The sequence below is a fragment of the Mesorhizobium sp. B2-5-11 genome (assembly GCF_006440835.1).
In the GTDB taxonomy this organism is placed as follows: domain Bacteria; phylum Pseudomonadota; class Alphaproteobacteria; order Rhizobiales; family Rhizobiaceae; genus Mesorhizobium.
Genome location: NZ_VFUK01000002.1, coordinates 548,456 through 573,511 on the forward strand (window position 1 = coordinate 548,456; position 25,056 = coordinate 573,511).

Genomic DNA, 25,056 nt, shown 5'->3' on the forward strand with positions numbered 1-25,056 from the left:
TAACCTTCCGCGACATGCTGCGGCCTGATGGCAGCGGTCCGAGAAGAAGGGCAATGCAATGCGCGGTGTCCCGGTTGCCTCGATAGAACACGATCCGCAGGCGCGGCAGCGCTACGCATCTTTCCCAAGAAAATCGCTACGCCGCTTTCCTGGGGTTGCTCTGGTCCTGATCCGCCTGGTCACGCTGATCGCCGCGCTCGTGCTGGCCGGCCTGCTGCCTGTCATTCAGCCCGCTCATGCCCAGCAGACGGCCAACTGGGCCGGTGTCTGGGACACCAAATGGCGCGGCGGCGGCGCCCAGATCACCTTCGAGCAGGACGGCGCCGAGGTGAAGGGCGTCTATCCCCTGTATGACGGCCGCATCGAAGCCAAGGCCCAAGGCGAAAAGCTGTTCGGCCGCTGGTTCGAGGGCAGTCGCCAGGGCGAGTTCAGCTTCGTCATGGCGCCGGACGGCGCGAGCTTCATGGGCCGTTTCGAATCCGCCACCGCCGAATGGTGGACGGGCGTGCGCGTCGACGCCGCCGAGACCCTCAAGGTCGACCAGACCAGCCCCATGACGACGATGCGCTCATTCTTGCAGACCATGAACGAGAGCGGCGCCGACAATGTGCCGCGCGCCACCGGCGGCGGCATGGGCCTTGCCGCGCTGGCGGCCGGCCTCGTCGACGTCACGGAGGCCGATCGCGGCGGCCTCAACATGCCCGATTACACCAAGCTCCTGTTTTCGGTGATCGACAACGCCACCTTGCGCCTGTGGAACCTGCCGCATGATGCGATCCCCGGCGACGAGGTGACAGCCAGGCTGCAGCAATATGGCAGCAAGGTTTTCTTCGACGTCACCTTCCGCCGCAAGGCCGGCGAATGGTTCATCGTCGGGCCGCAGCTCGCCGTGCTGCAGGCCAAGCTCGCCGAGTTCCAAGCGGCGCGTGGCGAAGCCCCCGACATGGTCGACGATCCGGCCAAGCTCGCCTCGCCGCGCGACACGTTCAAGATGCTGCTCGGCGGCATCGCCGACCAGAATGGCGGTTCGACGCAAACGGCGCTCGACATGCGCGGTTACAATCCGGCGGTGCGGTCCGACGAGGCGGTTCTGCTCGAGAGCTATCTCAAGAAAGTCATCGACCGCATCGGCTACGTCTACTGGCAGGAAATTCCCGACGATCCCCAAAGCAACACGCCCTATGTGTATTTCGAGCACCCGGCCGGCAACATCGTCGTCGCTCCGGTGGGGACTGAGAAAGGCGGCAAGCTGTGGAAATTCACGCCGGAAACGCTGGCCAACATCCGCACGCTCTATGCCGATATCGAGGATGCGCCGGTGGCGCCGGAATTCACCGCCTTCGCCAGCAACGATCCCTTCTTCGCCACGAGGGGCCTTGCCCGTGAGATCAGCCCTGCCCTTTTGACCCGCGCCGGGCCGATCGAACGCTGGCAATGGCTGGGGCTCGGCATTGCCGTGCTTGCCGGCATCGCCTTCGGCTTCCTTGCCAACGCCGTCATCGTGTTCTTCGCCCGCCGCGGCAGGAGTTCGGGGCGGGCCGGCTTCTTCCGCGTCGTCGAATGGGCGGTGCGCTCGATCTTCCTCGGCCTGTTCCTGCTGTTTGCGCTGCGGCCGCTCGGCTTGCCGCAGGTGATCGCGGCATCCGCCAAGGCGGCGGCCTGGAGCCTGATCCTGATCGGCGCGGTTCCCGTCGTCTGGCACCTGATCGGCAAGATCGCCGAGCGCTACCGCGCCACCTTCAACGTGCCCGGCTACCACGAGACGCTGATCTCGCTGTTGACCGGCGTGGCGCGCATCGCCGCCCTGGTGGTCGCCTTCCTGCTCCTGGCTGAGGTGCTGGCGATCCCCTATCAGGGCGTGCTGGCCGGCCTCGGCATTGGCGGCCTGGCGGTGGCGCTGGCGGCGCAGCCGACGCTGCAGAATTTTCTTTCCGGCCTGACGCTCTATGCCGACCGGCCGGTCAGCGTCGGTGACTTCTGCAAGTTCGGCAACCAGTCCGGCACCATCGAGCATATCGGCATGCGCTCGACCCGCATCCGCTCGGTCGACCGCACGGTGATCTCGGTGCCCAATTCCGACTTCGCCGGCATGCAGATCGAGAACTACGCCCATCGCGACCGCACCCGCTTCGCCACCACGCTGCAATTGCGCTACGAGACGACGCCCGACCAGCTGCGCTACACGCTGGCGGCGCTGCGCAAGCTCCTGATCGCTCATCCGCGCGTCATCGACGACCCGTGCCGCGTGCGCTTCGTCGGCTTCGGCCCCTATTCACTCGACATCGAGGTCTTCACCTACATCACGACCGCGGATGGCTCGGAGTTTCTCGCTATCCGCGAGGACATATTGCTGTCGATGATCGCGGTGATGGACGAGGCCGGCGCCCAGTTCGCCTTCCCGGCGCAGTTGGAATACAGCGCCGCCGACCTGCCGCTCGACCAGGAAAAGCGCATCGCCGCGGAAAAGCGGGTCAGCGCCTGGCGCGAGGAGGAAAAACTGCCTTTCCCCGATTTCAGCCAGCTCGACAGGCTGGAGCTCAACGACAGCCTGCCCTATCCGCCGCGGGGCTCGGTGCAATACCGCGAAGCCCAGGCTGCCCCGGCCACGGTCGAAGCCAAGGCCTCGCTGGAGAAGGCGCGCTGGAGCCTGCCGTGGCGGAAGAGGGTGTAGCCTTCTTCGCAGGAGAGGCCGCGATCCCTCGCGCCCCCTCTGGCCTGCCGGCCATCTCCCCCACGAGGGGGGAGATTGGATGTCGCGACGGCTTTCGCCAATTTCTAACGTTGACAGCGGGGCGGGACGGCGAGGCCGCCGATCTCCCCCTCGTGGGGGAGATGCCCGGCAGGGCAGAGGGGGGCGCCGTCCCGCCGACCTGTCGTTCTTCTCACCCTGCGAAGACTCAATTGCTGGCCGACAGCACCAGCACCGGCTTGTCGCTGTAAAGCTTCGGGAACAGCGTCTTCAAATTCGCCACCTTTGGCAGGTCGTTGTAGACGATGTAGGGATAGGTCGGGTTGAGCGTCAGGAAATCCTGGTGGTACTCCTCGGCCGGATAGAAGGTCTTGCCGGTTTCGATCGTGGTGACGATGGATTTGCCGAACAGCTTGGCCTGGTCGAGCTGGGCGATGTAGCTCTGCGCGATCTTCTTCTGCGTGTCGTTTTCGGCGAAGATCGTCGAGCGGTACTGCGTGCCCTGGTCCGGACCCTGGTAGTTGAGCTGGGTCGGATTGTGGGCGACCGAGAAATACACCTGCAGCAGCTGGCCATAGGTGACTTTGGAGGGATCGTAGGTGATCTCGACGGATTCGGCATGGCCGGTGCGGCCGGTGCCCACGGTCTCGTAGACGGCGTCGTCCTTGGCGCCGCCGGTATAGCCCGAGACCGCCTTGGTGACGCCCTTGACGTGCTGGAACACGCCCTGCACGCCCCAGAAGCAGCCGCCGGCGAAGACTGCCGTCTCGCTGCCGCCCGCTGCCTTTTCATCCAGCGCCGGCGGCGGGATCACCACGGCATCCTCCGCCGAAACCGCTGGGGTGAGCCAGAAGGCGGCGCCCGCGACGGCGAGCGCGAAAGCTGCGAGCGCGCCGCGGACGAAGCCGCTCGAACGGTTCTTGATGTCGGTCATGGTTGCACTCCTCATGGCTTGCATAGGGTCCAGTCTATTGAATTAGCGGAGCCGGCGCGATGCGCGAGTTGCGGCGGAGGCTCACATTCTCGTGCGGCCCCAGCGGGTGCGTAACTCTCCGCCGCGGCTTGACCTAGTTGGCAGGCTTCATCGCATCCGTCGCCGGCTTCATCGCGTCAGTCGCCGGCTTCACGGCGTCCGCCGGTTTCATCGCATCGGCGGCGGGCTTCATGGCATTGGTGGCCATCGGGTCGGCCGGCTTCATCGCATCGGTTGCCGGTTTCATCGCGTCGGCGGCGGGTTTCATGGCGTTGGTGGCCTCGTCGGCCCGGGCGATGCCGCCGGCCAGCAATGCCGTCGAGCACAAAGCGAGCGCAAGCGCCGGCAGCGTCAGGCGGGAAAGAACGGTCATGATGGTCTCCTTGGTTGGGTGGCGCGCCCTCGCGGCGGCCGGCTGTTGCGGCGCCGCAGGCGCGGCGTTGCGCAATTTCTGATGGTCTCTCCCCGCAAACGGGAAGTTCCCGGAGGTAAGCTAATCGGCGGCGGCGGCCAGGATCGGCCCGCCGCCGGGCGACTGCACCAGCACTGCGGTGCTGAGGCCGTCGGCGGCCGCCGGCACGTCGAGCGTCGTCGCCTCTCCGGTCCAGCTTCCGAGCTTCTTCAGCGCATGCACGACATTGCCGTGCGGCAAGGTGCGGCCGGTATTCTCGCCGCGCGCCACGGGCACCTCGACGACGCCCCTGGCATAGCGCACCAGCCAGATGTCGGCCTTGCCGCCCGGCACGCTCCCCGCGCCGATGCTGGCCTTGCCGCCATCGAGCGACAGCGACGGGCCCTTGATGCGGCCGCTCGCCGCAATCAGCCGCTCGATCTCGCCGGGCGCGGCGCCGACCGCGTCGGCATGGCCGTTGACCACCACCTGCGGCGTGAACGGCCCGTCACGGCCGAGCGGCGGCTCGTAGCTCACCTGGCGCTGCGTGAACTCCTGCCGGCCGAAAATGTCCTTCCAGCCGAGATAGTCCCAGTAGGTGACATTGAAGGACAGCGCCAGCACGCCGGGCTGGTCCTTGACCTTGATCAGGTTGGCATTGGCCGGCGGGCAGGACGAACAGCCCTGGCTGGTGAACAGCTCGACCACGGTAAGCGGCTGCGCCGCGGCCGCGCCGAGCGACGCCGCGAGCGCAAGCGCGCCCAGGCTGGACACTGCGAGGAACCTGCTGCGTTTGGCTTGCGACATGGAATTGCTCCGTGGGCGACGGCGCCGCGATGCGCCGCTCATGTCCCCACTTCGCCGCCAATTATCGCTTCGTTACAGCGCTCACCGGTTTGTGATGAAGGTTGGTCGGACTCCAAGAGGCCGGAGATTGGCAAAGGCCGTCGCGACAGCCGATCTCCCCCCTCGTGGGGGAGATCGGCAGCTTCGCCTCTACTGCGTCAGCACCGTTTGCGAGGGGCGCTGGTTGAAGTCGCATTTGCCCATCACGGTGTAGAAGAAGTCGGCGTTGACGACGGGCGCCGGCACGGCGGAGCCGCCGTCTTCCCAGGCCTGGTAGCCTGTCTGGCCGCACGGCACGGCGGTGAAGATATCGACGGTCTGGCCCGTGGCGATTTCGGGCATGTCGGTCGGGCTGGTGCCGATATAGAGCCGGTTCGAGGTGTTCGGGTCGTTCGACCTGAGCGTGGTCGGCTGGGCCGGTCTGGCCGTCGCGGCGGAAGGCACGTCCATCTCGAGATAGAGCTGGTCCATCTGGCTGACGTCGATGACCGCGCCGGTGCTGTTGGCCGGCGTGGTGGTGCAGACGGTCTGCCGCATGACGCCGTTGCCGTCGGTGCTGGTGATGGCGCCGGAGGGCGTGTTGTTGAAATTGGCGACCGTCGTCGTGTTGCACACCTGCTGCTGCACCTGGGTAAGCGTGGTGCCGCTGACGGTGGAGACGGTGGTGGTGCCATAGCCCTTGGGATCGCCGCCCTTGTTGTAGACATAGCTGATCTGCATCAGCTTCTGCTTCGTGGTCGAGCCGAATCGCGTGCCGTAGAGATACATCGTCTTGTCCCACCAGCCCGACGCCTTCTCGATCTTGAAGGTGGTCTGCACCAGGGCCGCCGCCTTCTTGACCGCCGAGGTGACGCCGACCGGCACGGTGTTGATCCTGGCGATCTGCATGAAGTCGGTCGGCATGGCGAAGCTCGCCGAGGCCTGCGCCGTGGCGGCGCCGTTGGCCGCGATGGTGAAGCTCACCAGCGTGGCGGTGCCTTGCCCGCCATTGGCGGCAAAGGTGTCACGGAGCATCTGTTGGCGGGTCGCCAGCGTCGTCGTCTTCGGCAGCGTGGTAATGGCCAGCGTCGCCGCGTCGAGCGCCTGCTGCATGTTGGAGCGGGTCTGGACCGCCGACGTATAATCGACCGAGAAGCCGACGACGGTGACCAGCGGCACCAGGCTGATGAAGAACAGCGGCATCATCGAGCCGCCGCGAGAGCGGGCGAACCTTCCTGCAAGCCCCGGCATTTTTTCTTACCCCAAAAGACGGTTACCTGCGGGGGAACTAACATGCGCCGGCAAACCGGGGTCTAAGAGGATCGTTCAAAGTTTAAGCATCCGGCCGCCCCCGCCCGCTGTTTCGGGCTTTCGCACCCGGTTCACCGCTTTGTGATCGCCAAGGGGGCCCTTGCGCCGCAAGCCTTGCCGCCGCTTGCCGCCCCTGCTAAAGCGCGCGGCATGAGCACGCCCCTCGACCATATCAGGAATTTCTCCATCGTCGCCCATATCGACCATGGCAAATCCACCCTTGCCGACCGCCTGATCCAGCTCACCGGCGGGCTGGAGCTGCGCGACATGAAGGAGCAGGTGCTGGACTCGATGGACATCGAGCGCGAGCGCGGCATCACCATCAAGGCGCAGACGGTGCGATTGAAGTACCGCGCCAACAATGGCGAGGACTATATCCTCAACCTCATCGACACGCCCGGCCATGTCGACTTCGCCTATGAAGTGTCGCGCTCGCTCGCCGCCTGCGAGGGCTCGCTGCTGGTGGTCGACGCCTCGCAAGGCGTCGAGGCGCAGACGCTCGCCAATGTCTACCAGGCCATCGACAACAACCACGAGATCGTCGTGGTGCTGAACAAGGTCGACCTGCCGGCCGCCGAGCCCGAGCGCATCCGCGAGCAGGTCGAGGAGGTGATCGGCATCGACGCCTCCAACGCCGTGCTGATCTCGGCCAAGACCGGTCTCGGCATTCCCGATGTGCTGGAGGCCATCGTCCACCAATTGCCGCCGCCGCGCGAGGGCGACGCGACCGCGCCCTTGAAGGCGATGCTGGTCGACAGCTGGTACGACGCCTATCTCGGCGTCATCGTTTTGGTGCGCGTCATCGACGGCGTGCTGAAGAAGGGCCAGACCATCCGCATGATGGGCACCGGCGCCAAATACCTGGTCGAGCGCACCGGCGTGTTCACGCCCGCCCGCATCAATGTCGAGGAGCTCGGCCCCGGCGAGTTCGGCTTCTTCACCGGCTCGATCAAGGAAGTGGCCGACACCCGCGTCGGCGACACCATCACCGAGGACAAGCGCCAGACCGCGCACGCCTTGCCCGGCTTCAAGCCGGCGCAGCCGGTGGTGTTCTGCGGCCTGTTCCCGGTCGACGCCGCGGATTTCGAGGACCTGCGCGCCGCGGTCGGCAAATTGCGCCTCAACGACGCCTCCTTCTCCTATGAAATGGAAACCAGCGCCGCGCTTGGCTTCGGCTATCGCTGCGGCTTCCTTGGCTTGCTGCATCTCGAAATCATCCAGGAGCGGCTGGAGCGCGAGTTCAACCTCGACCTGATCGCCACCGCGCCGTCGGTCGTCTACCGGCTGCTCCTCAATGACGGCTCGGTGAAGGAGTTGCACAACCCGGCCGACATGCCCGACGTGGTGAAGATCTCGGCCATCGAGGAACCGTGGATCCGCGCCACCATCCTGACCCCCGACGACTATCTCGGCGGCATCCTGAAACTCTGCCAGGACCGGCGCGGCATCCAGGCCGACCTCTCCTATGTCGGCAAGCGCGCCATGCTGACCTACGACCTGCCGCTCAACGAGGTGGTCTTCGATTTCTATGATCGCCTGAAGTCGATCTCCAAGGGCTACGCCTCGTTCGACTATCACCTCACCGACTATCGCGAGGGCGACCTGGTGAAGATGTCGATCCTGGTCAATGAGGAGCCGGTCGACGCGCTCTCCATGCTGGTCCACCGCACCGCGGCGGAAAAGCGCGGCCGCCAGATGTGCGAGAAGCTGAAGGAACTGATCCCGCACCATCTGTTCAAGATCCCGATCCAGGCCGCGATCGGCGGCAAGGTCATCGCCCGCGAAACCATCTCGGCGCTGCGCAAGGACGTCACCGCGAAGTGCTACGGCGGCGACGTGAGCCGCAAGCGCAAGCTCTTGGACAAGCAGAAAGAGGGCAAGAAGCGGATGCGGCAGTTCGGCAAGGTGGATATCCCGCAGGAGGCGTTTATCCAGGCGCTGAAGATGGGGGATTGAGAATGGCGGTTGGCGTTCTTTGTAGTAACTGGTCGAATGAAATTCCCTTAAGAAGATAGACGCGTCAGAACGCCCTGAGTTCTCCACTCAGGACTTTCGCCGAGCTTATTCGCCATTGCGAAGCTCTCCACCAACGTTAAGCGGCTTAAATCTCCAAGCAGGGTCGTAAGGTCACTCCAAAGCCGCTTTGCTTTGCCGAAACTTACAACATGCATAATAGGGGAGGGGTTTGCTTTCTCTGATATCTTCGTTGCGCCCGTATAGATAACAAATCCGATGAGCTCATACTCACCAAAATGGGAGGTGATCCACTCTATGTGATCGTGGCACTGCCCGATATCGCTCTTGGAAATCTCGGAGCTAGCGAGCTTTTCATTTTTCAGCTCAAAGCCAATGATCGTCTTAGAGTAATGATCGATCCAGATCCCATCTGGGCCGGTCCCGTGGTCTGTACACGGTCGTCTCGCATCGAATCCAAGAGTACTCCCCAACTGCCGGATGCCCTCTTCAGCTAGCTTGTGATCACTCTGAACAAAGGCGGGTGCGACAAGCTCCGTTATTCGTCCGACCTCCCTTGTAAATTTGGGCCGTTCAAGAACAAGCAGTCGGCGAAGCCCCTCTTCGAAGAATGTCTTTTCCTTTTCAGGATTTAGCTCCAAAAGCCGAGGTCTCCGAGGTAAGCTTACACGCGCGCCCAGTTTGCGCCTGGCCTCGTCGAACCAATCGTAACTGGCTTCTTCGTCGCCAATTTTTTGATGAGCGATCCCAATCCATACCGAATACCATCCATGAAGGCGGGGATTGATTTGGGAAAGGCTGTCTTGATTTCCTTCAAATTCGGCGAGGGCGCCAGCAATGTCCCCCTGCCACATCTTCAGGATAAATCGAGTCTCCTTCTTCGCATATAAATCATCAATTTTGTTCTCAACTTCCCGCTCTCCGATCTTTTGGTCATCAAGCAGCTGATTATTGATATGCGAGTCGTAGTAGTCGATCCATTCTGGATCTCTTTCGATTATCTGATCTATAATCGCCAGTATGCGCTCCATTGGGGCGCCTTTAATGTCTTCGTTGAAAAATTCCGACAGCTTAATCTGCTCTTGGAGAATCCGTGGAAAGTTTGTGATGTTCCGAACGTTCCTAAGCCAATTTTCCACGTCTTTGTCGGGAATTATGTAGACACCAAAATCTGTCTTCCCTCGATTGATACGGCCAAAAAGCTGAGTGATCCTATTGGCAACGGTCGACATAAAAGCTCGATCTAGCTTCAAAACATCGAATGAAAACCGTTCCAACTGAGTAGCGCCCACTGGCAAGCCATCGACCAACATGATCCGACATTGGTCGTCTGGAAGGTCAATGCCGTCGTAACGACCAACAAGGATAAATGCTCCATCTCGTGAGCGTCTGAACGCGTTGAGCCGGGCAGTGAAGTCCGAATCACTGGATGCTTGGGCCACAACAGTTTGCCAACCTAAAGCCTTCTTGCTGTTTGGCACGGCAACAAGCACTTTGTGCCGTCGGGTCAAAGCTTCTATGTTTGCCGGACTTCTCGCAAATTCGGGTATCGCACTCCCAAAAAGAAGAACCCGCTCTCCGCGACCAGCGTCAACCGTAGGCTCGATTATTATCGAAGATCTTCCGAACGCTCTAATTATATCAGCTTTGGAGTGTATAGTGGCGGACAAAAATATCTTAGGTACTGAGTTATCCTCGAGTATTGGCATAAACAAGGCCGGCAGAAATGGAGGAGTGATCTCGATCACGTTCTTGGAAATCGTTATAGCGCAGAGAGAGAGACGACCTCGTAGATAGTCAGAACTCAAGACATTCGAAGTGTCTGAGTCTCGGATATTTTCTTTCAGTATCTGCTGGATGCGATCAGCGTGCCGCAGTACACCTATTGGCGGAACAAGCTGAATTCCGGCTCCGGTGCTATCATCCGCCATTGCATGTTGGTAGTTGTAGAGGGTCCCATCCTCATCAAATATTAGACGGATTTCGGAGGCTAGTGCAGCAAATAGCTCAGCATGTTTGCTCCGCTGAGCCGTTATAGTGAAAGCGTCCCGGACGAGCCGTTCACCCACGTGGGCGTCGTCAAATATGATGGCGCTTGGGGTCTTTGTTCCCTTGAACTTGGTGCGAGCGGGTAGCAAAGCTTGGTAGGTGGTAACGCAAAACGACTTACCTTGCTCGAAGTTGTTATCTGAAAATTGTCTATCGAAATATGTGGTCGGATTTGAACCGATGCTGCGAGCTTCTTTTATCGTTTGATGTATAAGATCGATTGTTGGACATGCGTATACTACATTAGAATAGCCCTGATTGACATAACTCTGTGCGATAAGAACGCCAACCAAAGTCTTTCCGGCTCCGGTGTACATTGAAATTAGGGATGATTTCTCTTTAACTTTGAACCATTCGTCCAAAGCATACGCTTGCCCTTGCCACAATTCCTTGATGCCGGACGTGCCCGAGGGGCGGCGGCCAAAAATATCCTTAGGTCGAGTTGGCTTTTCGCCGCTTGCCGGCTTCTTAAGTCCGCCGAAATTGAACTTTTCTTCCATAATTCAACTCGTGTTGATTCGAAGGTACCGCCTTAGCAACCACTAAATAACATAGATGTCAAAGTTGTAGGTGTCCGATGAGATAGCAACATCTTTCAAAAGGTTGTTTTTTTCTTCCAATGCCTCCTCACCTTGGCTTTCCCCAGCTCGAGGGGCATCACTTGCGCACTACCTCAGACACTGTCGCCGCAATCGGGCTCGCCCATCGGCGGCACCCTCGGCTTGGCCGGCACGTTCGTGACCGGCGCTACACTCCGCGACATTCTGGACCTATCGACGGCACGGCACTCGCGATGGCGACCGCATGCTGACAATGAAATGTCAGCGGCTGAGGAACGATTGCGTCGCGGCCGGATTACCACCTTCCTTGCCGGCGAGACCCTGCTGCTGGCCGGCAATGCTCCGGGGCTGGAGGCCAGCGTGCCCTCCTATGTCGGCGGCACCACGCTTTGAGCGGCAGCGCTCGTGGTCAGCGAGCCCAGCAGTTTTGCGCTCTGGGTGCGGCTCACCGCCCTTGCGGCGCGCTTCAATTTCAGGCGTTGGCGCCGCCCCTCATCTGGCTGCCGCCATCTTGTCCCCGTAAACGGGGCGAAGGATGCTGTCTTCGCCGCTTTCGCCAATCGCCAGCGTTGCAGAAAAAGCGCCGGCGTTGCGGGCGGCTTGCCTTCTCCCCTTGTGGGAGAAGGTGGATCGGCGCGCAGCGCCGAGACGGTTGAGGGGTGTTCCAGCGGAGTGAGGCGGTGGTGAATCTGCTTTGATTCGGTGGTTGTCGACCCCCCGCGCCAAGCTGGAGCACCCCTCATCCGACCTCGCTTCGCGAGGCCACCGCCCTGGGGCGAGCCACGGGTCTCGCCCCGCCCTTCGGACCCCACAAGGGGAGAAGGAAAGACCAGCGTTGGCGCCGCCTTACCTGACTGTCGAGCGGCTAGCACTGGAGATGCTGATGGGGCGGCAGGATGGCGCTGGTTCCTCGCCCCACGCAGTGGGGGTCCGAAGGGCGGGGCGAGACCCGTGGCTCGCCCCAGCAGGGTGGCCCGGCGAAGCCGGGACGGAGAGGGGCCAGCGCGGCGCTGGGAGGTTGTTTCAGGGGTTCAGGACAGCTCACCATGGTCGCGCCTTCTCCTGCGCCGGCTTTGGCTCGCGGAGGGCGTCCCCCTCTCCGTCCCGGCTTCGCCGGGCCACCTCTCCCCCACTTTCGTGAGGGCGAGGAAATGAGGTCGGCGCTGGCCTCACCCCTCAATCCACACCTTCTCGAAATGCTGCTCCAGCGCCTGGTGCTGCTCGCACCCTTCCACCCCCTTGCGGTAGGTGCGGTAGACCGAGCGCCAGTAGGGCTGGATGATGATGCCGGAGTCGCGCAAATTCTTTTCGATGCCGGCCATGATCTCCTTGCGCTGGGCGGCGTCGGGGGTGGCAAGCGCCTTATCGAGCAGTTCGTCGAACTCCTTGTTGGCGTAGGCGCTTTCGTTCCAGGCGGCGCCCGATTTATAGGCCAGCGCCAGCACCTGGACGCCGAGCGGGCGTCCGAGCCACTCGGTGCAGGAGAAGGGATATTTGCTCCAGTCGTTCCAGAAGGTGGCGGCGGGCAGCACGGTGCGCTTGATCTTGAGGCCGGCCTCGCGCATCTGCGCCGCTATGGCGTCGCCGGTGCTCTTCTGCCATTCGACGTCGACCGAGATGAGGTCGTATTCATGGTCGGCCTTGCCGGACTCGGCCAGCAGCTTCTTCGAGGCGTCCACGTCGCGCTTGGCCGGGCCGATATCGGCATATTCGGGATGCATGGGGCCGACATGGTGGTTGTCGGCGGGCTTGCCGCGGCCGCCGAGGCCGAGCGCCAGCACGGCCGAGTTGTCGACGGCGAGCTGGGCGGCGCGGCGCATCTTGATGTCGTCATAGGGCGCGTTGGCGACGTTGAAGCGGGCGACGATGGTGGAGCCGGTGGCGATCTCGGAATTCTTCAGGCCCATCTGCTCGGTCTGCGAGACGGCATCGGAGGCGGTCTCGTGGTCGGTGTCGATCTCGCCGGATTCGAACGCCGACAGCATGGCGTTGGGGTCGGAGCCGTAGTCGATCCACTGGATGCCGTCGAGCCAGAATTCGCCCTTCCACCAGGGCTTGTCCTTGCGCTTCACCTCCGCTCCCGTCTCGGCATCCCACTTCACCAGCTCGCAAGGGCCGGTGGTGATCGAAAGTGCCTTCAGCGGATCGCCGTCGCCATCATAGGAGCGGTGCATGATCAAAGCGGGATAGTCGGCCATGCCGGCGATCAGCGAAATGTCCGGCTTGGGCAGGTTGAGCTTGATGGTGAAGTCGTCGACCTTCTCGATGCCGCCATCGACCACCTTCTTGGTGTCGGCATTGACCAGCGCGCCCATGCGCGCGGCGACCGAATTGCCGGCAACGCCGGCCTCGCACCAGCGGTTGAGGTTGTGGACGACATCGTCGGCGCTGAAGGCATCGCCGTTCGACCAGGTGATACCCTTGCGCACATGCAGCGTGAGCGTCTTGGCGTCGTCGCTCATCTCCCATTTTTCGAGCAGCCAGGGCTCGAACGAGAAATCGGTGTTCCAGCGCACCAGATATTCGTTGCAATGGCGCGCGACATTGGACATTTCGACGCCGTCGAAGGTGCGCGGATCCTTGAAACCCTTGACGTTCATGGCGACGCGCAGCACGCCGCCCTTCCTGGGCTCCGCCGCGCGGGCGGGCGTGGGCGCCAGCCCGCCCAGGGCAAAAGCGCCGGCGGCGCTGACGCCGAGCCCGGCCATGAGCGCAAAATATTCGCGCCGGTTGATGGCGCCGCTCCTGAAATCCTCGGCGACGGGTTTGGCTTTCGGGTGCAATTTCCTGCCGGTCAGCATGAATTTCATCGTCGTTCCCTCTTGTTGGGCGCCCGGCCGACCGCGTGCGCGGGGGCGGATGCGGCTCGCCGGACGCCATTGCCTGAGGGATGATAGGGCGAGCTTACGCCGCGGAGTGTTCTGGAATCCGCAAGACTTGTGCGCTGCTCCGCAGGAGGTTCGCATGAAGGGGCGCGCGAAGGCCTTCACCTTCGTCATCCACGGGTCTGCGCGGCGTCGCTGCGCTCCTTGCTTCGCCCGTGGATGACGAGGTCACCCCCAGATCATCAGCGCGGCGAGCCCGACGATGCCGACCACCAGCCGCCACCAGCCGAACAGCGCATAGCCCTTGCGCGAGACGTAATCGAGCAGCAGGCGCACCACCAGCAGCGCGGTGACGAAGGCGGCGACGAAGCCGACGGCGATGATCGGCAGGTCGGCCGACGTCAGCACGTTGCGGTTCTTGAACAGGTCGAAGGCGAAGGCGCCGACCATGGTGGGGATGGCGAGGAAGAAGGAAAATTCCGCCGCCGCCCGCTTGTCGACGCCAAGCAGCAGGGCGCCGACGATGGTCGAGCCCGAGCGTGAAGTGCCGGGGATCAGCGACAGGCACTGGAACAGCCCGATCTGCAAATAGAGCCGCGTCGGGAAGCGTTCGACGTCGCGGTACATCGGCTTCAGCTTCATGCGGTCGACGACGAGCAGCACCACGCCGCCGATGATCAGCATGATGCAGATCAGCCGCGGCGATTCGAACAGGATGGTCTTGATGAAATCATGCGCCAGCGCGCCGATGATGGCCGCCGGCAGGAAGGCGATGAGGATGCCGATGACGAAATGCCGCGTCAGCCGGTCATGCGGCAGGTCGAGCAGCATCTGCCACAAGCGCCGGAAATAGACGCTCAGAATGGCCAGGATGGCGCCGAGCTGGATCAGGATCTCGAAGGCCTTGCCGGTCGAGTGGAAGCCGAGAAAGTGGCCGGCGAGCAGGATATGGCCGGTCGAGGACACCGGAATGAACTCGGTCAATCCCTCCAGCAGACCGAGCAGCAGGGCTTCGACGATTGTCTGGCTTTCCATTGGCTACCTCGGCATTCGCGGGATGGGCTGACAGGGCTTGCTTGTCATGGCGCCGAACTCCCCCTATAGGTCGCAACACCCTGACGGCCCGCTTATCGGGCGGCCAAGACTTACCGGTGCGCCGGGCGATTCGCCAGTGTGGCAATCCGGAATTCGCCACAGCCGGGAGGAGCGCGATGCGCGAATTCCGGATTCTGAGCCACACTGCCAACTTCAAGTTCTGGTGTGGTTTGAATTTGAAGTTCCTGAACGCGGATGCCGTTGAGGGGACAGGAACTTCAATCCAAACCACCAGTACGCTTTATCATCGCGGAACCATGCTGACGCTTTTCCATCATCCCATGTTCGCCTCCTGCCGGTTCGTGCGCCTCGCTTTCGGCGAGTATGGCGAGGAACTGGCGCTGATCGAGGAGAAGCCGTGGACGCGGCGCAAGGAGTTCTTGGCGCTGAACCCGGCCGGCACGCTGCCGATCCTTTTGGCCGAGGGCGACGTGCCGATCGTCGGCGCCACGGTCATCTCGGAATATCTCGACGAGACGCGCGGCGTCCTGAAGCGCGACAAGCGCCTGTTCGCCGAGGACCCGATGCAGCGCGCCGAGATCCGCCGGCTGACCGACTGGTATCTCCACAAGGCCGAGAGCGAAGTCACCCGGCATCTGGTGCGCGAGCGCGTGCTGAAGCCGGTCATGCCGGAAACCGCGGGTGGCGGCTCGCCCGATTCGGCCGCCATCCGCGCGGCGCGGGCCAACATCCGCCAGCACATGAAATACACCAACTGGCTGGCCGGCACCCGCCACTGGCTGGCCGGATCGAGGGTCACCTATGCCGACCTCGCCGCCGCCGCTACCCTTTCGGTGCTCGACTATCTCGGCGAGATCGACTGGCGCGAGCACACCGCCGCGCGCGAATGGTACACGCGGGTGAAGTCGCGGCCTTCGTTCCGGCCGCTCTTGACCGACCGCGTGCGCGGCCTGTCGCCGGTGTCGCATTATGCGGACCTCGACTTCTGACGCCGCAAAACTGCGCGCGCTGATCGACGCGCAGGCGCGGCGCGCCGGTTTCGAGGCGGTCGCCGTCACTACCCCCGATGCGATCCCGCTGGCGCCGGCCCGGCTCGCCGCCTTCGTCGCGGACGGGTTCCATGGCTCCATGGGCTGGATCGCCGAGACGCTGCAACGCCGCAGCGAGCCGTCAAGCCTGTGGCCGCAGGTGCGTTCGATCGTCGTGCTGGCGATGAATTACGGGCCGGACCACGATCCCCGCGACCTGTTGGCCAGGCGCGACCGGGGCGCGATCTCGGTCTACGCGCAAAACCGCGACTATCACGAGGTGATCAAGGGCCGGCTGAAGGAAATCGCCGGCAAGATCGTGGCGCGGGCGGGAGGCGACGTCAAAGTCTTCGTCGATACGGCGCCCGTCATGGAAAAGCCGCTGGCCGAGGCCGCCGGGCTCGGCTGGCAAGGCAAGCACACCAATCTGGTCAGCCGGCAGCATGGTTCCTGGCTGTTCCTCGGCACCATCTTCACGACGGCCGAACTGGTTCCAGACCTGCCGGAGGAGGACCATTGCGGCTCCTGCCGCGCCTGCCTCGACGCCTGCCCGACCGATGCCTTCCCGGCGCCCTACCGGCTCGATGCGCGGCGCTGCATCTCCTATCTCACCATCGAGAACAAGGAGCCGATCCCGCATGAATTCCGCGAGGCGATCGGCAACCGCATCTATGGCTGCGACGATTGCCTCGCCGCCTGCCCGTGGAACAAGTTCGCCAAGGTGGCGTCCGAGGCCAAGCTTGCTGCGCGCGAGGACCTACGCGAGCCGGCGCTGGCCGATCTCCTGCGGCTGAACGACACGGCCTTTCGCGCTTTCTTTTCCGGTTCGCCGGTCAAGCGCATCGGCCGCGACCGCTTTGTCCGCAACGTGCTGATCGCTGCCGGCAATTCTCGCGATGCCGCGCTTGCCGGCGCCGTGCGCGCCTTGCTCGCCGACGCCTCGCCGCTGGTGCGGGGCGCGGCAATATGGGCGCTGGCGCGGCTGGTGCCCGAGGCCGAATATGCCGAACGCGCCGCGACCGGCCTGGAAACCGAGAGCGACGCGGCCGTGCGTGAGGAATGGGCGCGGCCGGTTCCAGCCAGGGCGCCTGCATGAGCGAAAAGCGGATATTCATCTTCGGCGCCGGCTATTCGGGCAAGGCTTTTGCGCGCGCCAACAGGGAGTCCGCCACGACGGTCGGCGGCACGACGCGCTCCGTGGAAAAATTCGAGGCGCTCCGCCAGGCCGGCATCGCGCCGCTGCTGTTCGATGGCGCGCTGACCGGCGAACTCGGCGACGCGCTGGCGACAACAACCCATCTGGTGATCTCGACCGCGCCCGAGGAGGCCGGCGATCCCGTGCTGAATGCCGCCCGCGAGGCGATCGTCCGGATGCCTGCGCTCGAATGGATCGGCTATCTCTCCACCGTCGGCGTTTATGGCGACCATGGCGGCGCCTGGGTCGACGAGACGGCGCAATGCCGGCCGGTGTCGAAACGCTCGGCGATGCGGGTGGCGGCCGAGCAGGATTGGCTGCGGCTTGGCCGCGAGATCGGCCGGCCGGTGGCGGTGTTGCGGCTCTCCGGCATCTACGGCCCCGGCCGTAACGCCTTGGTCAATCTGGAAAACGGCACCGCGCGGCGGCTGGTCAAGCCCGGCCAGGTGTTCAACCGCATCCATTGCGACGATATAGCCGGCGCGCTGTGGCATCTCATCGGGGATGATACGGGCGGCATCTTCAACGTCACCGACGATGAGCCGGCGCCGCCGCAGGACGTGGTGGCCTATGCCGCCGCGCTGATGGGCATCACGCCGCCGCCCGAAATTCCCTTCGAGGCCGCCCAACTTTCGCCCATGGCGCGGTCCTTCTATGGCGAGAACAAGCGCGTCGCCAACGCGGCGCTCAAGGCGACGGGCTACCGGTTCCGCTTCCCGGATTACCGCGCCGCCTTCGACCATATGTGGGCAAGCGGCGACTGGCGCGACGGCGCGCCGCGCAGCCCGATGAAACGCTGACGCATTCCGTGACACGGTTTCGGGCCGGAATGCGTCGGAAAAGAAAACAGGGCGGTTGACCGGTTTGTGAGAAACGGAACCGCTCCGGCGATCGAAGCAACGTCCATTGCGTGCTATGATTCGGGCTTGGGTTTGCGGCGGGGGTTCATGGAGACAGCGATGCGGCTCGGCAAGCGTTCACAGCTGGCGGCTTTTGGCCTGCTCGCCCTCACAAGTCTCGCCGCGCCGCCGGCAATGGCCGAGGAACGCGCCAAGGACCTCTTCGGCGCCGAGAAACTGCCGGCGGCGACCGCCCCGCAATCCTTCGGCTTCTACTCCAAGGGCTGCTTTGCCGGCGGCGTCGCCATCCCCATGGACGGCCCGACCTGGCAGGTGATGCGGCCGTCGCGCAATCGCCGCTGGGGCCATCCGGCGATGATCGCGCTGGTCGAGAAACTGTCGCGCGATGCCGTCGCCGACGGCTGGCCGGGCCTTTTGATCGGCGACATCGCGCAGCCGCGCGGCGGCCCGATGCTGACCGGCCATGCCTCGCACCAGATCGGGCTCGATGCCGACATCTGGCTGACGCCGATGCCCAGCCGGCCGTTGTCGATGGCGCGGCGCGAGACGATGAGCGCGACCTTGATGGTCGACGAAAAGACGCATCTGGTGAAGGACGCGCTGTGGACGTCGGCGCATACGCGGCTTTTGAAGCGCGCGGCGAGCTATCCCGAGGTCGAGCGCATCCTGGTCAATCCCGGCATCAAGAAGAAGCTCTGCGACACCGTCAGGGGCGACCGCTCCTGGCTGCGCAAGATCAGGCCGTTCTGGGGCCACGACTATCATTTCCACATGCGCATCGGCTGCCAGCCGGGCTCGCCCAACTGCAAGGCGCAGGAAGCGACCCCGGCCGACGACGGCTGCGGCAAGCCGCTGGCCTGGTGGTTCACGCAGGAACCGTGGCGGCCCAACAAGAACCCGGATGCGCCCAAGGCGCGCGACCTGATGACCATGGCGAACCTGCCGAGAGAATGCCGCGCCGTGCTCGACGCGCCCGGGCCGGCTTCGGTCGAGGCCGCCACCTATCACGGCGGCGCCGTACCGGTCGCGGTCGCCGCGCCCGAACCCGAGGCGCCGTCGCTGCCCGCCACCGCGGCCAGCGGCACGGCCGGCCTGCCGGGCATGGTGAACGCCTTCACCGCGACGCCCGAGATCGGCGTACCGGTGCCGCGGCCACGGCCGGGAAACTGACCGCGTCAGTTGACGCCCCGGCGCTTCGCCGCCGTTCATTCGTCACCCCGCGAGCAGGAGGGCTGGCATTGCAAACGCAGGATATAGGCCTTCGCCGCGTCGTCCGGTGGGTGGCCCTTCTGAACCTGGGCTACTTCATCGTCGAGTTCGCCGTGGCATCTGCGATCGGCTCCGTGTCGCTGTTCGCGGACAGCGTCGATTTCCTGGAAGATGCCTCGCTCAATTTACTTATTCTCGTTGCCCTTGGCTGGGGCGCACGCAGCCGCGCAAGGGTCGGCATGGCTCTGGCGGCGATTCTTCTGGTGCCTGCCTTGGCAACGCTCTGGACGGCTTGGGTCAAGTTCAACCTGCCGGTCGCGCCGTCGCCGCTGCCGCTGTCGCTTGCGGGCGCCGGGGCTTTGGCCGTGAACCTGTCTTGCGCGTTCATGCTGGCGCGCTTCCGCCATCACGGCGGCAGCCTGACAAAGGCCGCGTTCCTCTCCGCGCGGAACGACGCCTTTGCCAACGTCGCCATAATCGCCGCGGGCCTTCTCACCGCGGTGATCTGGCATTCTGCGTGGCCCGACCTGATTGTCGGCCTGGGAATTGCCGCCATGAACGCCGATGCGGCCCGCGAAGTCTGGTCCGCTGCCCGCGAGGAGCACAAGGCGGCAGCCTAGTCGCGGCCGTTCGGCTTCATAAATCGGTCGTGCGCACCATCGGTTTCGAAAACCGTTTCCCTTTTCAAACTCATGCGCTAGTCAACGGGAGAACGGCAATGGGCCGTCGGGCGCCGGGGACGGACGAGAAAGCATGCCAAACACAGGCGACGACGACACGGCGCTGCGGTTCCCGATCCTGATCGGCGACATCGGCGGCACCAATGCGCGCTTCTCGGTCGTGCTCGACGCCAATTCGGAAGCCGGCGAGCCGGCGATCGTCCAGACCGCCAGCTACAACACAATCGACGAGGCGATCCAAGCGGCGGTGCTCGACCGCTCCTCGGTCCGCCCCAATTCGGCGGTGCTGGCGGTGGCCGGCCCGGTCGACGGCGACGAGATCGAGCTCACCAATTGCCCGTGGATCGTCAAGCCCCGGCAGATGTTCGCCAGCCTCGGCCTCAGCGACATCGTCGTGCTCAACGATTTCGAGGCGCAGGCGCTGGCCGTCGTGGCGCTCGGCGAAGAGCACATGGAAAAGATCGGCGGCGGCGCGCCGGAGCCCAATGCAGGCCGCGTGGTGCTCGGTCCCGGAACCGGGCTCGGCGTCGCCGGGCTGGTGCACGCGCTGCGCCACTGGATCCCGGTGCCCGGCGAGGGCGGCCATATGGACATCGGCCCGCGTTCTAGCAGGGATTTCGAGGTTTTCCCGCACATCGAGAAGATCGAGGGCCGCATTTCGGGCGAGCAGATCCTGTGCGGACGCGGTCTGGTCAACGTCTACCGGGCGGTAGCCAAGGCGGACGGCAAGCCGTCGCCCTTCACCACGCCGGCCGAGATCACCGCAGCGGCACTTGCCAGGACCGATCCGGTTGCGCAGGAAGCGCTGGAGATCTTCGTCACCTGCCTTGGGCGCACCGCCGGCGATCTCGCCTTGGTGTTCATGAGCCGTGGCGGCGTCTTTCTCACCGGCGGCATCGCGCAGAAGATCGTGCCGGCGCTGAAACAGGGCAATTTCCGCGCCGCCTTCGAGGACAAGGCCCCGCACAGCGAACTGATGCGCACCATGCCCGTCTATGTCATCACCCATCCGCTGGCGGCCCTTCTGGGCCTCGCCGCCTACGCCAGGAACCCTTCGCTGTTCGGTGTGCAGACCGCGGGCCGCCGCTGGCAGGCCTAGGCTGGGTCGCATGACGGACCAGGCGTCCGTCCGGTCCCGCGACGAAGTTAATCAGCCGCAGGCATAGGCAAGCCGGCCGCTTGGCGCTAAGAGGGGCGCCAGAAGGGATGCCGTGTGCAGCCCGTCCCACCAAGCGGAAACCACGAAGCGCTCCCGATTTGACACTCCAGGCTCCACATAAGCAGAAAGCCACCCCTGGCGAGGTCTGGGCGGTGCTGCGCCGCATCATCGCCGAGAACGGCCGCGACTATTTGTGGTCCTACATCTTTGCCGGCGCCTGCCTGCTAGCGGTGTCCGCCACGACCGCTTTCACCGCCTGGATCATGAGCCCTGTCGTCAACCAGATCTTCTATGAGCGGCGCGGCGATCTGATCGTGTGGATTTGCGCCGGCGTCATGGGCGCCTTTCTCGTGCGCGGTTTCGCCGGCTACGGCCAGGCGGTGACGCTGGCGACCGTCGGCAACAATCTGGTTGCGCGCTACCAGCGCCGCATCTTCGATCACCTGATGAAGCTCGGCGTCGGGTTCTTCAACGACACGAGATCGGGCCGGCTGGCGGCGCAGGTCAACGAGAACGTCAACGGCATTCGCGACCTGCTGTCGATGACGCTGACGTCGATCGCGCGCGACGGGGTGACGCTGTTCGGGCTGCTCGGCGTCATGATCTACCAGGATCCGGTCCTGTCGCTCAGCTCGCTGGTGATCGGGCCGCCGCTCATCTACACCGTTGTCTATCTGATGCGCCGGGTGCGCCGCATCACCCGCGAATCGGTGCAGATCAACTCGCGGCTGATCGGCGCCATGCAGGAAGCCACGCAAGGCATCGCCATCGTCAAGGCCTTCACCATGGAGGACGAGCTGTCGCGGCGCATCGGCCAGCTCGCCAACAGCGCCGAGCACCGCGGCAACAAGATCGCCCGGGTTTCGGAACGGCTGTCGCCGATTTCCGACATGCTGGCCGGTCTCGCCGTCACCGGCGTCATCGCCTATTCCGGCTATCGTGCGCTCGTCCTCGGGCAGCCGCCGGGCGCCGTCTTCTCCTTCATCACCGCGCTGATGCTGGCCTACGACCCGGCAAGGCGGCTGGCGCGCATGCAGGTCGGCATGGAGCGCGCGTTGGTCAATGCGCGCATGATCTACGAAATCCTCGATCTCGAACCGCAGCAGGGCGACGCGCCGGAAGCCGCCGAGGCGAATTTCACCACGGGCGAAGTGCGCTTCAACAATGTGAGCTTCCGCTATGTCGAGGAGGCACCGGTCCTGCAGGACCTCAGCTTCGTCGCCGCCGCCGGCAAGATGACCGCCATCGTCGGCGCCTCAGGCGCCGGCAAGACGACGCTGGTGGCGCTGCTGCAGCGCTTCTACGACGTCGAGGCGGGCACGATCGAGATCGACGGCCAGGACATTTCGAAGATCACCAAGCAGTCGCTGCGCAGCTCCATCGCCTATGTTTCGCAGCAGCCCTACCTGTTCGAAGGCACCATACGCGACAACATCCGCTATGGCCGGCTCTCCGCCACAGACGCCGAGATCGAGCAGGCCGCGCGACTGGCCCAGGCCGATGGCTTCATCCGCCAGCAGCCGCTGGGCTACGACACGCCCGTCGGCGAAAACGGCGCGTCGCTGTCGGGCGGCCAGCGCCAGCGTGTATCGATCGCCCGCGCCATCGTCCGCCAGGCGCCGATCCTGCTGCTCGACGAGGCGACCTCGGCGCTCGACAATGAGGCGGAAGCCAAGGTCCAGGAAGCGCTGACCCACGTCATGGAGGGGCGCACCACCATCGTCATCGCCCACCGGCTGTCGACGGTGGTCAATGCCGACCACATCATCGTGCTGGAACAGGGTCATCTGGTCGAACAGGGCACCCATGCCTCGCTGATGGCCGACCCGCACAGCGTCTATTCCCGCTTCCACCGGGTGCAGGGCAGGAAGGGCCTGGGGCTTGTCGATGACGGCGCGCCGATCCAAACTCCGGCGCCAGGGCCGACGCAACCTATCGAGACGCAGGGCATCGCCGGGAGCGCGAGATGAGTGAAACGCCGACAGCCGACAGACCCGCGGGCGATATGGGCCTGGTAGTGGTGGGCGCCGCCGGCCGCATGGGCCAGACGCTGATCCGCGCCATCCACACAATGCCGGGCGCACGCGTCGCCGGCGCGATCGAGCGGCAGGGATCGCCCTATCTCGGCAAGGATGCAGGCGAGCTTGCCGGCATCGGCATCATCAATGTGCCGATATCGGACGATCCGCTGCCGGCCTTTGCCGGGGCGGACGGCGTGCTCGATTTCACCGCCCCGGCTGCGACCGTCGAATTCGCCGGCTATGCCGCGCAGGCGCGCATCGTCCATGTCATCGGCACGACCGGCTGCTCGGCCGACGACGATGCCAGGATCGCCGCCGCGGCGCGCCATGCGACGATCGTCAAGTCGGGCAATATGAGCCTCGGCGTCAATCTCCTGGCGGTGCTGGTCGAACAGGCCGCGCGCGCCCTCGACGCCGGGGATTTCGACATCGAGGTCCTCGAAATGCATCACAGGCACAAGGTCGACGCGCCGTCCGGCACCGCTCTGCTGCTGGGCGAAGCCGCCGCCGCGGGGCGCGGTATTGCGCTTGCCGGCAACGATGTGCGCGTCCGCGACGGCCACACCGGCGTGCGCAAGCCGGGCTCGATCGGCTTCGCAACCCTGCGCGGCGGCTCGGTGGTCGGCGACCACAGCGTCATCCTGGCCGGCACCGGCGAACGCATCACGCTCGCCCATCATGCCGAGGACCGCACCATCTTCGCCCGCGGCGCCGTCAAGGCAGCCCTGTGGGCGCATGGCAGGAAGCCCGGCCTTTACTCGATGCGGGACGTGCTCGGGCTTGCCTGAAACGATCCTGGACCGTTTTCATCCCCATGCAATTCCGGACAGAAAACCGCTTCCCACTTCTGCTGGAATTGCTCAGATCCCAGAGGAGCAAAAATGTCGAGAACCCTCGTGCTCGTGCGCCATGGCCAGAGCGAATGGAATTTGAAGAACCTGTTCACCGGCTGGCGCGACGTCGACCTGACCGAACAGGGCCACGCCGAGGCCAAGGCAGCCGGGCAGAAGCTCAAGGTACGCGGCCTGAAGTTCGACATCGCCTTCACCTCGGCGCTGGTCCGGGCGCAAAAAACCTGCCAGCACATTCTTGACGCCGTCGGCCAGAGCGACCTGAAAACCGTCCGCGACCAGGCGCTGAACGAGCGCGACTATGGCGACCTCTCCGGCCTCAACAAGGACGACGCGCGCAAGAAATGGGGCGAGGAGCAGGTGCATGTCTGGCGCCGCTCCTACGACGTGCCGCCCCCCGGTGGCGAAAGCCTGAAGGACACCGGCGCCCGCGTCTGGCCTTATTACCTGCACGACCTCCAGCCGCATGTGTTGCGCGGCGGCACGGTCCTGGTCGCCGCCCACGGAAATTCGCTGCGTGCGCTGATCATGGCGCTGGACGGCAAGTCGGGCGAGGAGATCGTCAAGCTGGAGCTCGGCACCGGCGTGCCGGTCATCTACACGCTCAACGCCGATTCCACCGTGGCGTCGAAGGAAGTGTTGGAGGGCTGACCGGCAAGCGTCCTGGTCACCAAATTGTCAAAGTCGGCGCCGCCCCTCATTGTCCTGCCGGACATTTCTCCCCGTATAGTGACGGGGAGAAAGGGCTGGCCGCAACGCTGGTGATTGGCGAAACCGTTGATGAAAGCGCCCCTCTCCCCGTCACTATACGGGGAGAGGATGCCGGCAGGCAGGTGAGGGGCGGCGCCAACGCCCGAAACTGAGCCGGCGCGCGGCAGCCCTCGAAAAAAAAACCGCGTTGACACACACCGCTCGCCCGCTTATTGAGCCCGCACCAGCCCAGATGGCGGAATTGGTAGACGCGCACGGTTCAGGTCCGTGTTCCGCAAGGAGTGGAGGTTCGAGTCCTCTTCTGGGCACCAAATTCCCGTCTCTGAACCGTTCGACGGTTCAGAGACTCGCAGAAAAAGCCCGGCTCGTCCGGGCTTTTTTGTTGCCTGTGCGACCGATCGCATCGTCATTCCCGCCAACAGAAAGCCGCAGGGATTTGCCCGACATCATGCGCACGCCTGCCGGGAAACGTGCGCTGTCGATGACCGAGCCCTTATCGCACGGAGCCTGTCACCGTCCGGTCGACGGCGGGAACGGATTTGCGGTCGTTGCCGGCAAGTGCGGCGATGATCAGCAGGCTGGCGACGACCGGGACGAACAGGACCGCCACGCGGGCTTGCACGTAAAGAATGGCGCGCCATTCATTGCGCTTGTCAGGGCTGTCGCTCATCATACACTCTCTGTCATGC

20 protein-coding genes and 1 tRNA gene are annotated in these 25,056 nt (G+C 64.2%); 13 read left to right on the forward strand and 8 right to left on the reverse strand.

Annotated elements, in window-relative coordinates:
* The first annotated feature begins 58 nt into the window (after nt 1–58).
* Nucleotides 59–2,671, forward strand: coding sequence for a mechanosensitive ion channel family protein (locus tag FJ490_RS09965; RefSeq protein ID WP_140728747.1), 2,613 nt, complete (start codon nt 59–61; stop codon nt 2,669–2,671).
* A gap of 226 nt (nt 2,672–2,897) precedes the next feature.
* Here FJ490_RS09965 and msrA read toward each other — a convergent pair whose 3' ends face one another.
* From msrA to FJ490_RS09990, 4 genes are all read right to left on the reverse strand, one after another.
* Nucleotides 2,898–3,623: a peptide-methionine (S)-S-oxide reductase MsrA gene (msrA, locus tag FJ490_RS09975; RefSeq protein ID WP_140728749.1), complete on the reverse strand. Its 726-nt coding sequence runs from the start codon at nt 3,621–3,623 to the stop codon at nt 2,898–2,900.
* A gap of 133 nt (nt 3,624–3,756) precedes the next feature.
* On the reverse strand, nt 3,757–4,035 hold the full coding sequence (locus tag FJ490_RS09980) for a hypothetical protein (RefSeq protein WP_140728750.1): 279 nt from the start codon (nt 4,033–4,035) through the stop codon (nt 3,757–3,759).
* A 120-nt stretch (nt 4,036–4,155) separates the two neighbouring features.
* Complete coding sequence (locus FJ490_RS09985) at nt 4,156–4,860, reverse strand: DUF1223 domain-containing protein (RefSeq protein ID WP_140673787.1); 705 nt, start codon at nt 4,858–4,860, stop codon at nt 4,156–4,158.
* A gap of 189 nt (nt 4,861–5,049) precedes the next feature.
* A complete protein-coding gene (locus FJ490_RS09990; protein WP_140728751.1) occupies nt 5,050–6,129 on the reverse strand; it encodes a TadE/TadG family type IV pilus assembly protein in 1,080 nt (359 codons plus the stop codon).
* 210 nt (nt 6,130–6,339) lie between these two features.
* Here FJ490_RS09990 and lepA point away from each other — a divergent pair, with 210 nt between their 5' ends.
* Nucleotides 6,340–8,145, forward strand: a complete 1,806-nt coding sequence (gene lepA / locus FJ490_RS09995; protein ID WP_140514160.1) for a translation elongation factor 4 — start codon at nt 6,340–6,342, stop codon at nt 8,143–8,145.
* A gap of 47 nt (nt 8,146–8,192) precedes the next feature.
* On the opposite strand, the gene FJ490_RS10000 is transcribed toward lepA, so the two are convergent.
* Nucleotides 8,193–10,712, reverse strand: coding sequence for a DEAD/DEAH box helicase family protein (locus FJ490_RS10000; protein WP_140728752.1), 2,520 nt, complete (start codon nt 10,710–10,712; stop codon nt 8,193–8,195).
* 318 nt (nt 10,713–11,030) lie between these two features.
* Between FJ490_RS10000 and FJ490_RS33510 the strand changes: the two genes are divergently transcribed.
* Nucleotides 11,031–11,165 carry a hypothetical protein gene (locus tag FJ490_RS33510; protein ID WP_281405699.1) on the forward strand — a complete coding sequence of 45 codons (135 nt, stop codon included), beginning with the start codon at nt 11,031–11,033 and terminating at the stop codon, nt 11,163–11,165.
* A 776-nt stretch (nt 11,166–11,941) separates the two neighbouring features.
* Here FJ490_RS33510 and FJ490_RS10010 read toward each other — a convergent pair.
* Both FJ490_RS10010 and FJ490_RS10015 read right to left on the reverse strand, forming a co-directional pair.
* Nucleotides 11,942–13,582 (reverse strand): ABC transporter substrate-binding protein, encoded by a 1,641-nt coding sequence (locus tag FJ490_RS10010; protein WP_140728753.1) that lies wholly within the window; start codon nt 13,580–13,582, stop codon nt 11,942–11,944.
* A 243-nt stretch (nt 13,583–13,825) separates the two neighbouring features.
* Nucleotides 13,826–14,632: an undecaprenyl-diphosphate phosphatase gene (locus FJ490_RS10015; RefSeq protein ID WP_140649544.1), complete on the reverse strand. Its 807-nt coding sequence runs from the start codon at nt 14,630–14,632 to the stop codon at nt 13,826–13,828.
* Nucleotides 14,633–14,949: 317 nt separating this feature from the next.
* Here FJ490_RS10015 and FJ490_RS10020 point away from each other — a divergent pair, with 317 nt between their 5' ends.
* The 10 genes from FJ490_RS10020 to FJ490_RS10070 all read left to right on the forward strand — a co-directional run bounded on the left by FJ490_RS10020 (nt 14,950) and on the right by FJ490_RS10070 (nt 24,678).
* The gene (locus tag FJ490_RS10020) at nt 14,950–15,642 is read left to right on the forward strand and encodes a glutathione S-transferase family protein (protein WP_140491712.1); all 693 of its coding nucleotides are present in this window, start codon (nt 14,950–14,952) and stop codon (nt 15,640–15,642) included.
* Nucleotides 15,623–16,777, forward strand: coding sequence for a tRNA epoxyqueuosine(34) reductase QueG (gene queG, locus FJ490_RS10025; RefSeq protein ID WP_140728754.1), 1,155 nt, complete (start codon nt 15,623–15,625; stop codon nt 16,775–16,777). The genes FJ490_RS10020 and queG overlap by 20 nt, the downstream gene beginning before the upstream one ends.
* Nucleotides 16,774–17,676, forward strand: coding sequence for an SDR family oxidoreductase (locus FJ490_RS10030; protein WP_140728755.1), 903 nt, complete (start codon nt 16,774–16,776; stop codon nt 17,674–17,676). Before queG ends, FJ490_RS10030 begins: the two co-directional genes overlap by 4 nt.
* Nucleotides 17,677–17,823: 147 nt before the next feature.
* Nucleotides 17,824–18,906, forward strand: a complete 1,083-nt coding sequence (gene mepA, locus FJ490_RS10035) for a penicillin-insensitive murein endopeptidase (protein ID WP_140524361.1) — start codon at nt 17,824–17,826, stop codon at nt 18,904–18,906.
* A gap of 68 nt (nt 18,907–18,974) precedes the next feature.
* The gene (locus FJ490_RS10040; protein ID WP_140524360.1) at nt 18,975–19,565 is read left to right on the forward strand and encodes a cation transporter; all 591 of its coding nucleotides are present in this window, start codon (nt 18,975–18,977) and stop codon (nt 19,563–19,565) included.
* A gap of 133 nt (nt 19,566–19,698) precedes the next feature.
* Complete coding sequence (locus FJ490_RS10045; protein WP_140524358.1) at nt 19,699–20,724, forward strand: glucokinase; 1,026 nt, start codon at nt 19,699–19,701, stop codon at nt 20,722–20,724.
* Between the two features lie 107 nt (nt 20,725–20,831).
* Complete coding sequence (locus FJ490_RS10050; RefSeq protein ID WP_140728756.1) at nt 20,832–22,754, forward strand: ABC transporter ATP-binding protein; 1,923 nt, start codon at nt 20,832–20,834, stop codon at nt 22,752–22,754.
* On the forward strand, nt 22,751–23,593 hold the full coding sequence (gene dapB, locus FJ490_RS10055; RefSeq protein ID WP_140491697.1) for a 4-hydroxy-tetrahydrodipicolinate reductase: 843 nt from the start codon (nt 22,751–22,753) through the stop codon (nt 23,591–23,593). The genes FJ490_RS10050 and dapB overlap by 4 nt, the downstream gene beginning before the upstream one ends.
* 93 nt (nt 23,594–23,686) lie before the next feature.
* Entirely contained in the window at nt 23,687–24,307 is a 621-nt protein-coding gene (locus tag FJ490_RS10060) for a 2,3-bisphosphoglycerate-dependent phosphoglycerate mutase (protein ID WP_140728757.1), read from the forward strand.
* A 286-nt stretch (nt 24,308–24,593) separates the two neighbouring features.
* Nucleotides 24,594–24,678: transfer RNA gene (locus tag FJ490_RS10070), tRNA-Leu, on the forward strand.
* Nucleotides 24,679–24,860: 182 nt separating this feature from the next.
* On the opposite strand, the gene FJ490_RS10075 is transcribed toward FJ490_RS10070, so the two are convergent.
* On the reverse strand, nt 24,861–25,037 hold the full coding sequence (locus FJ490_RS10075; protein WP_181165187.1) for a hypothetical protein: 177 nt from the start codon (nt 25,035–25,037) through the stop codon (nt 24,861–24,863).
* Nucleotides 25,038–25,056 lie beyond the last annotated feature (19 nt).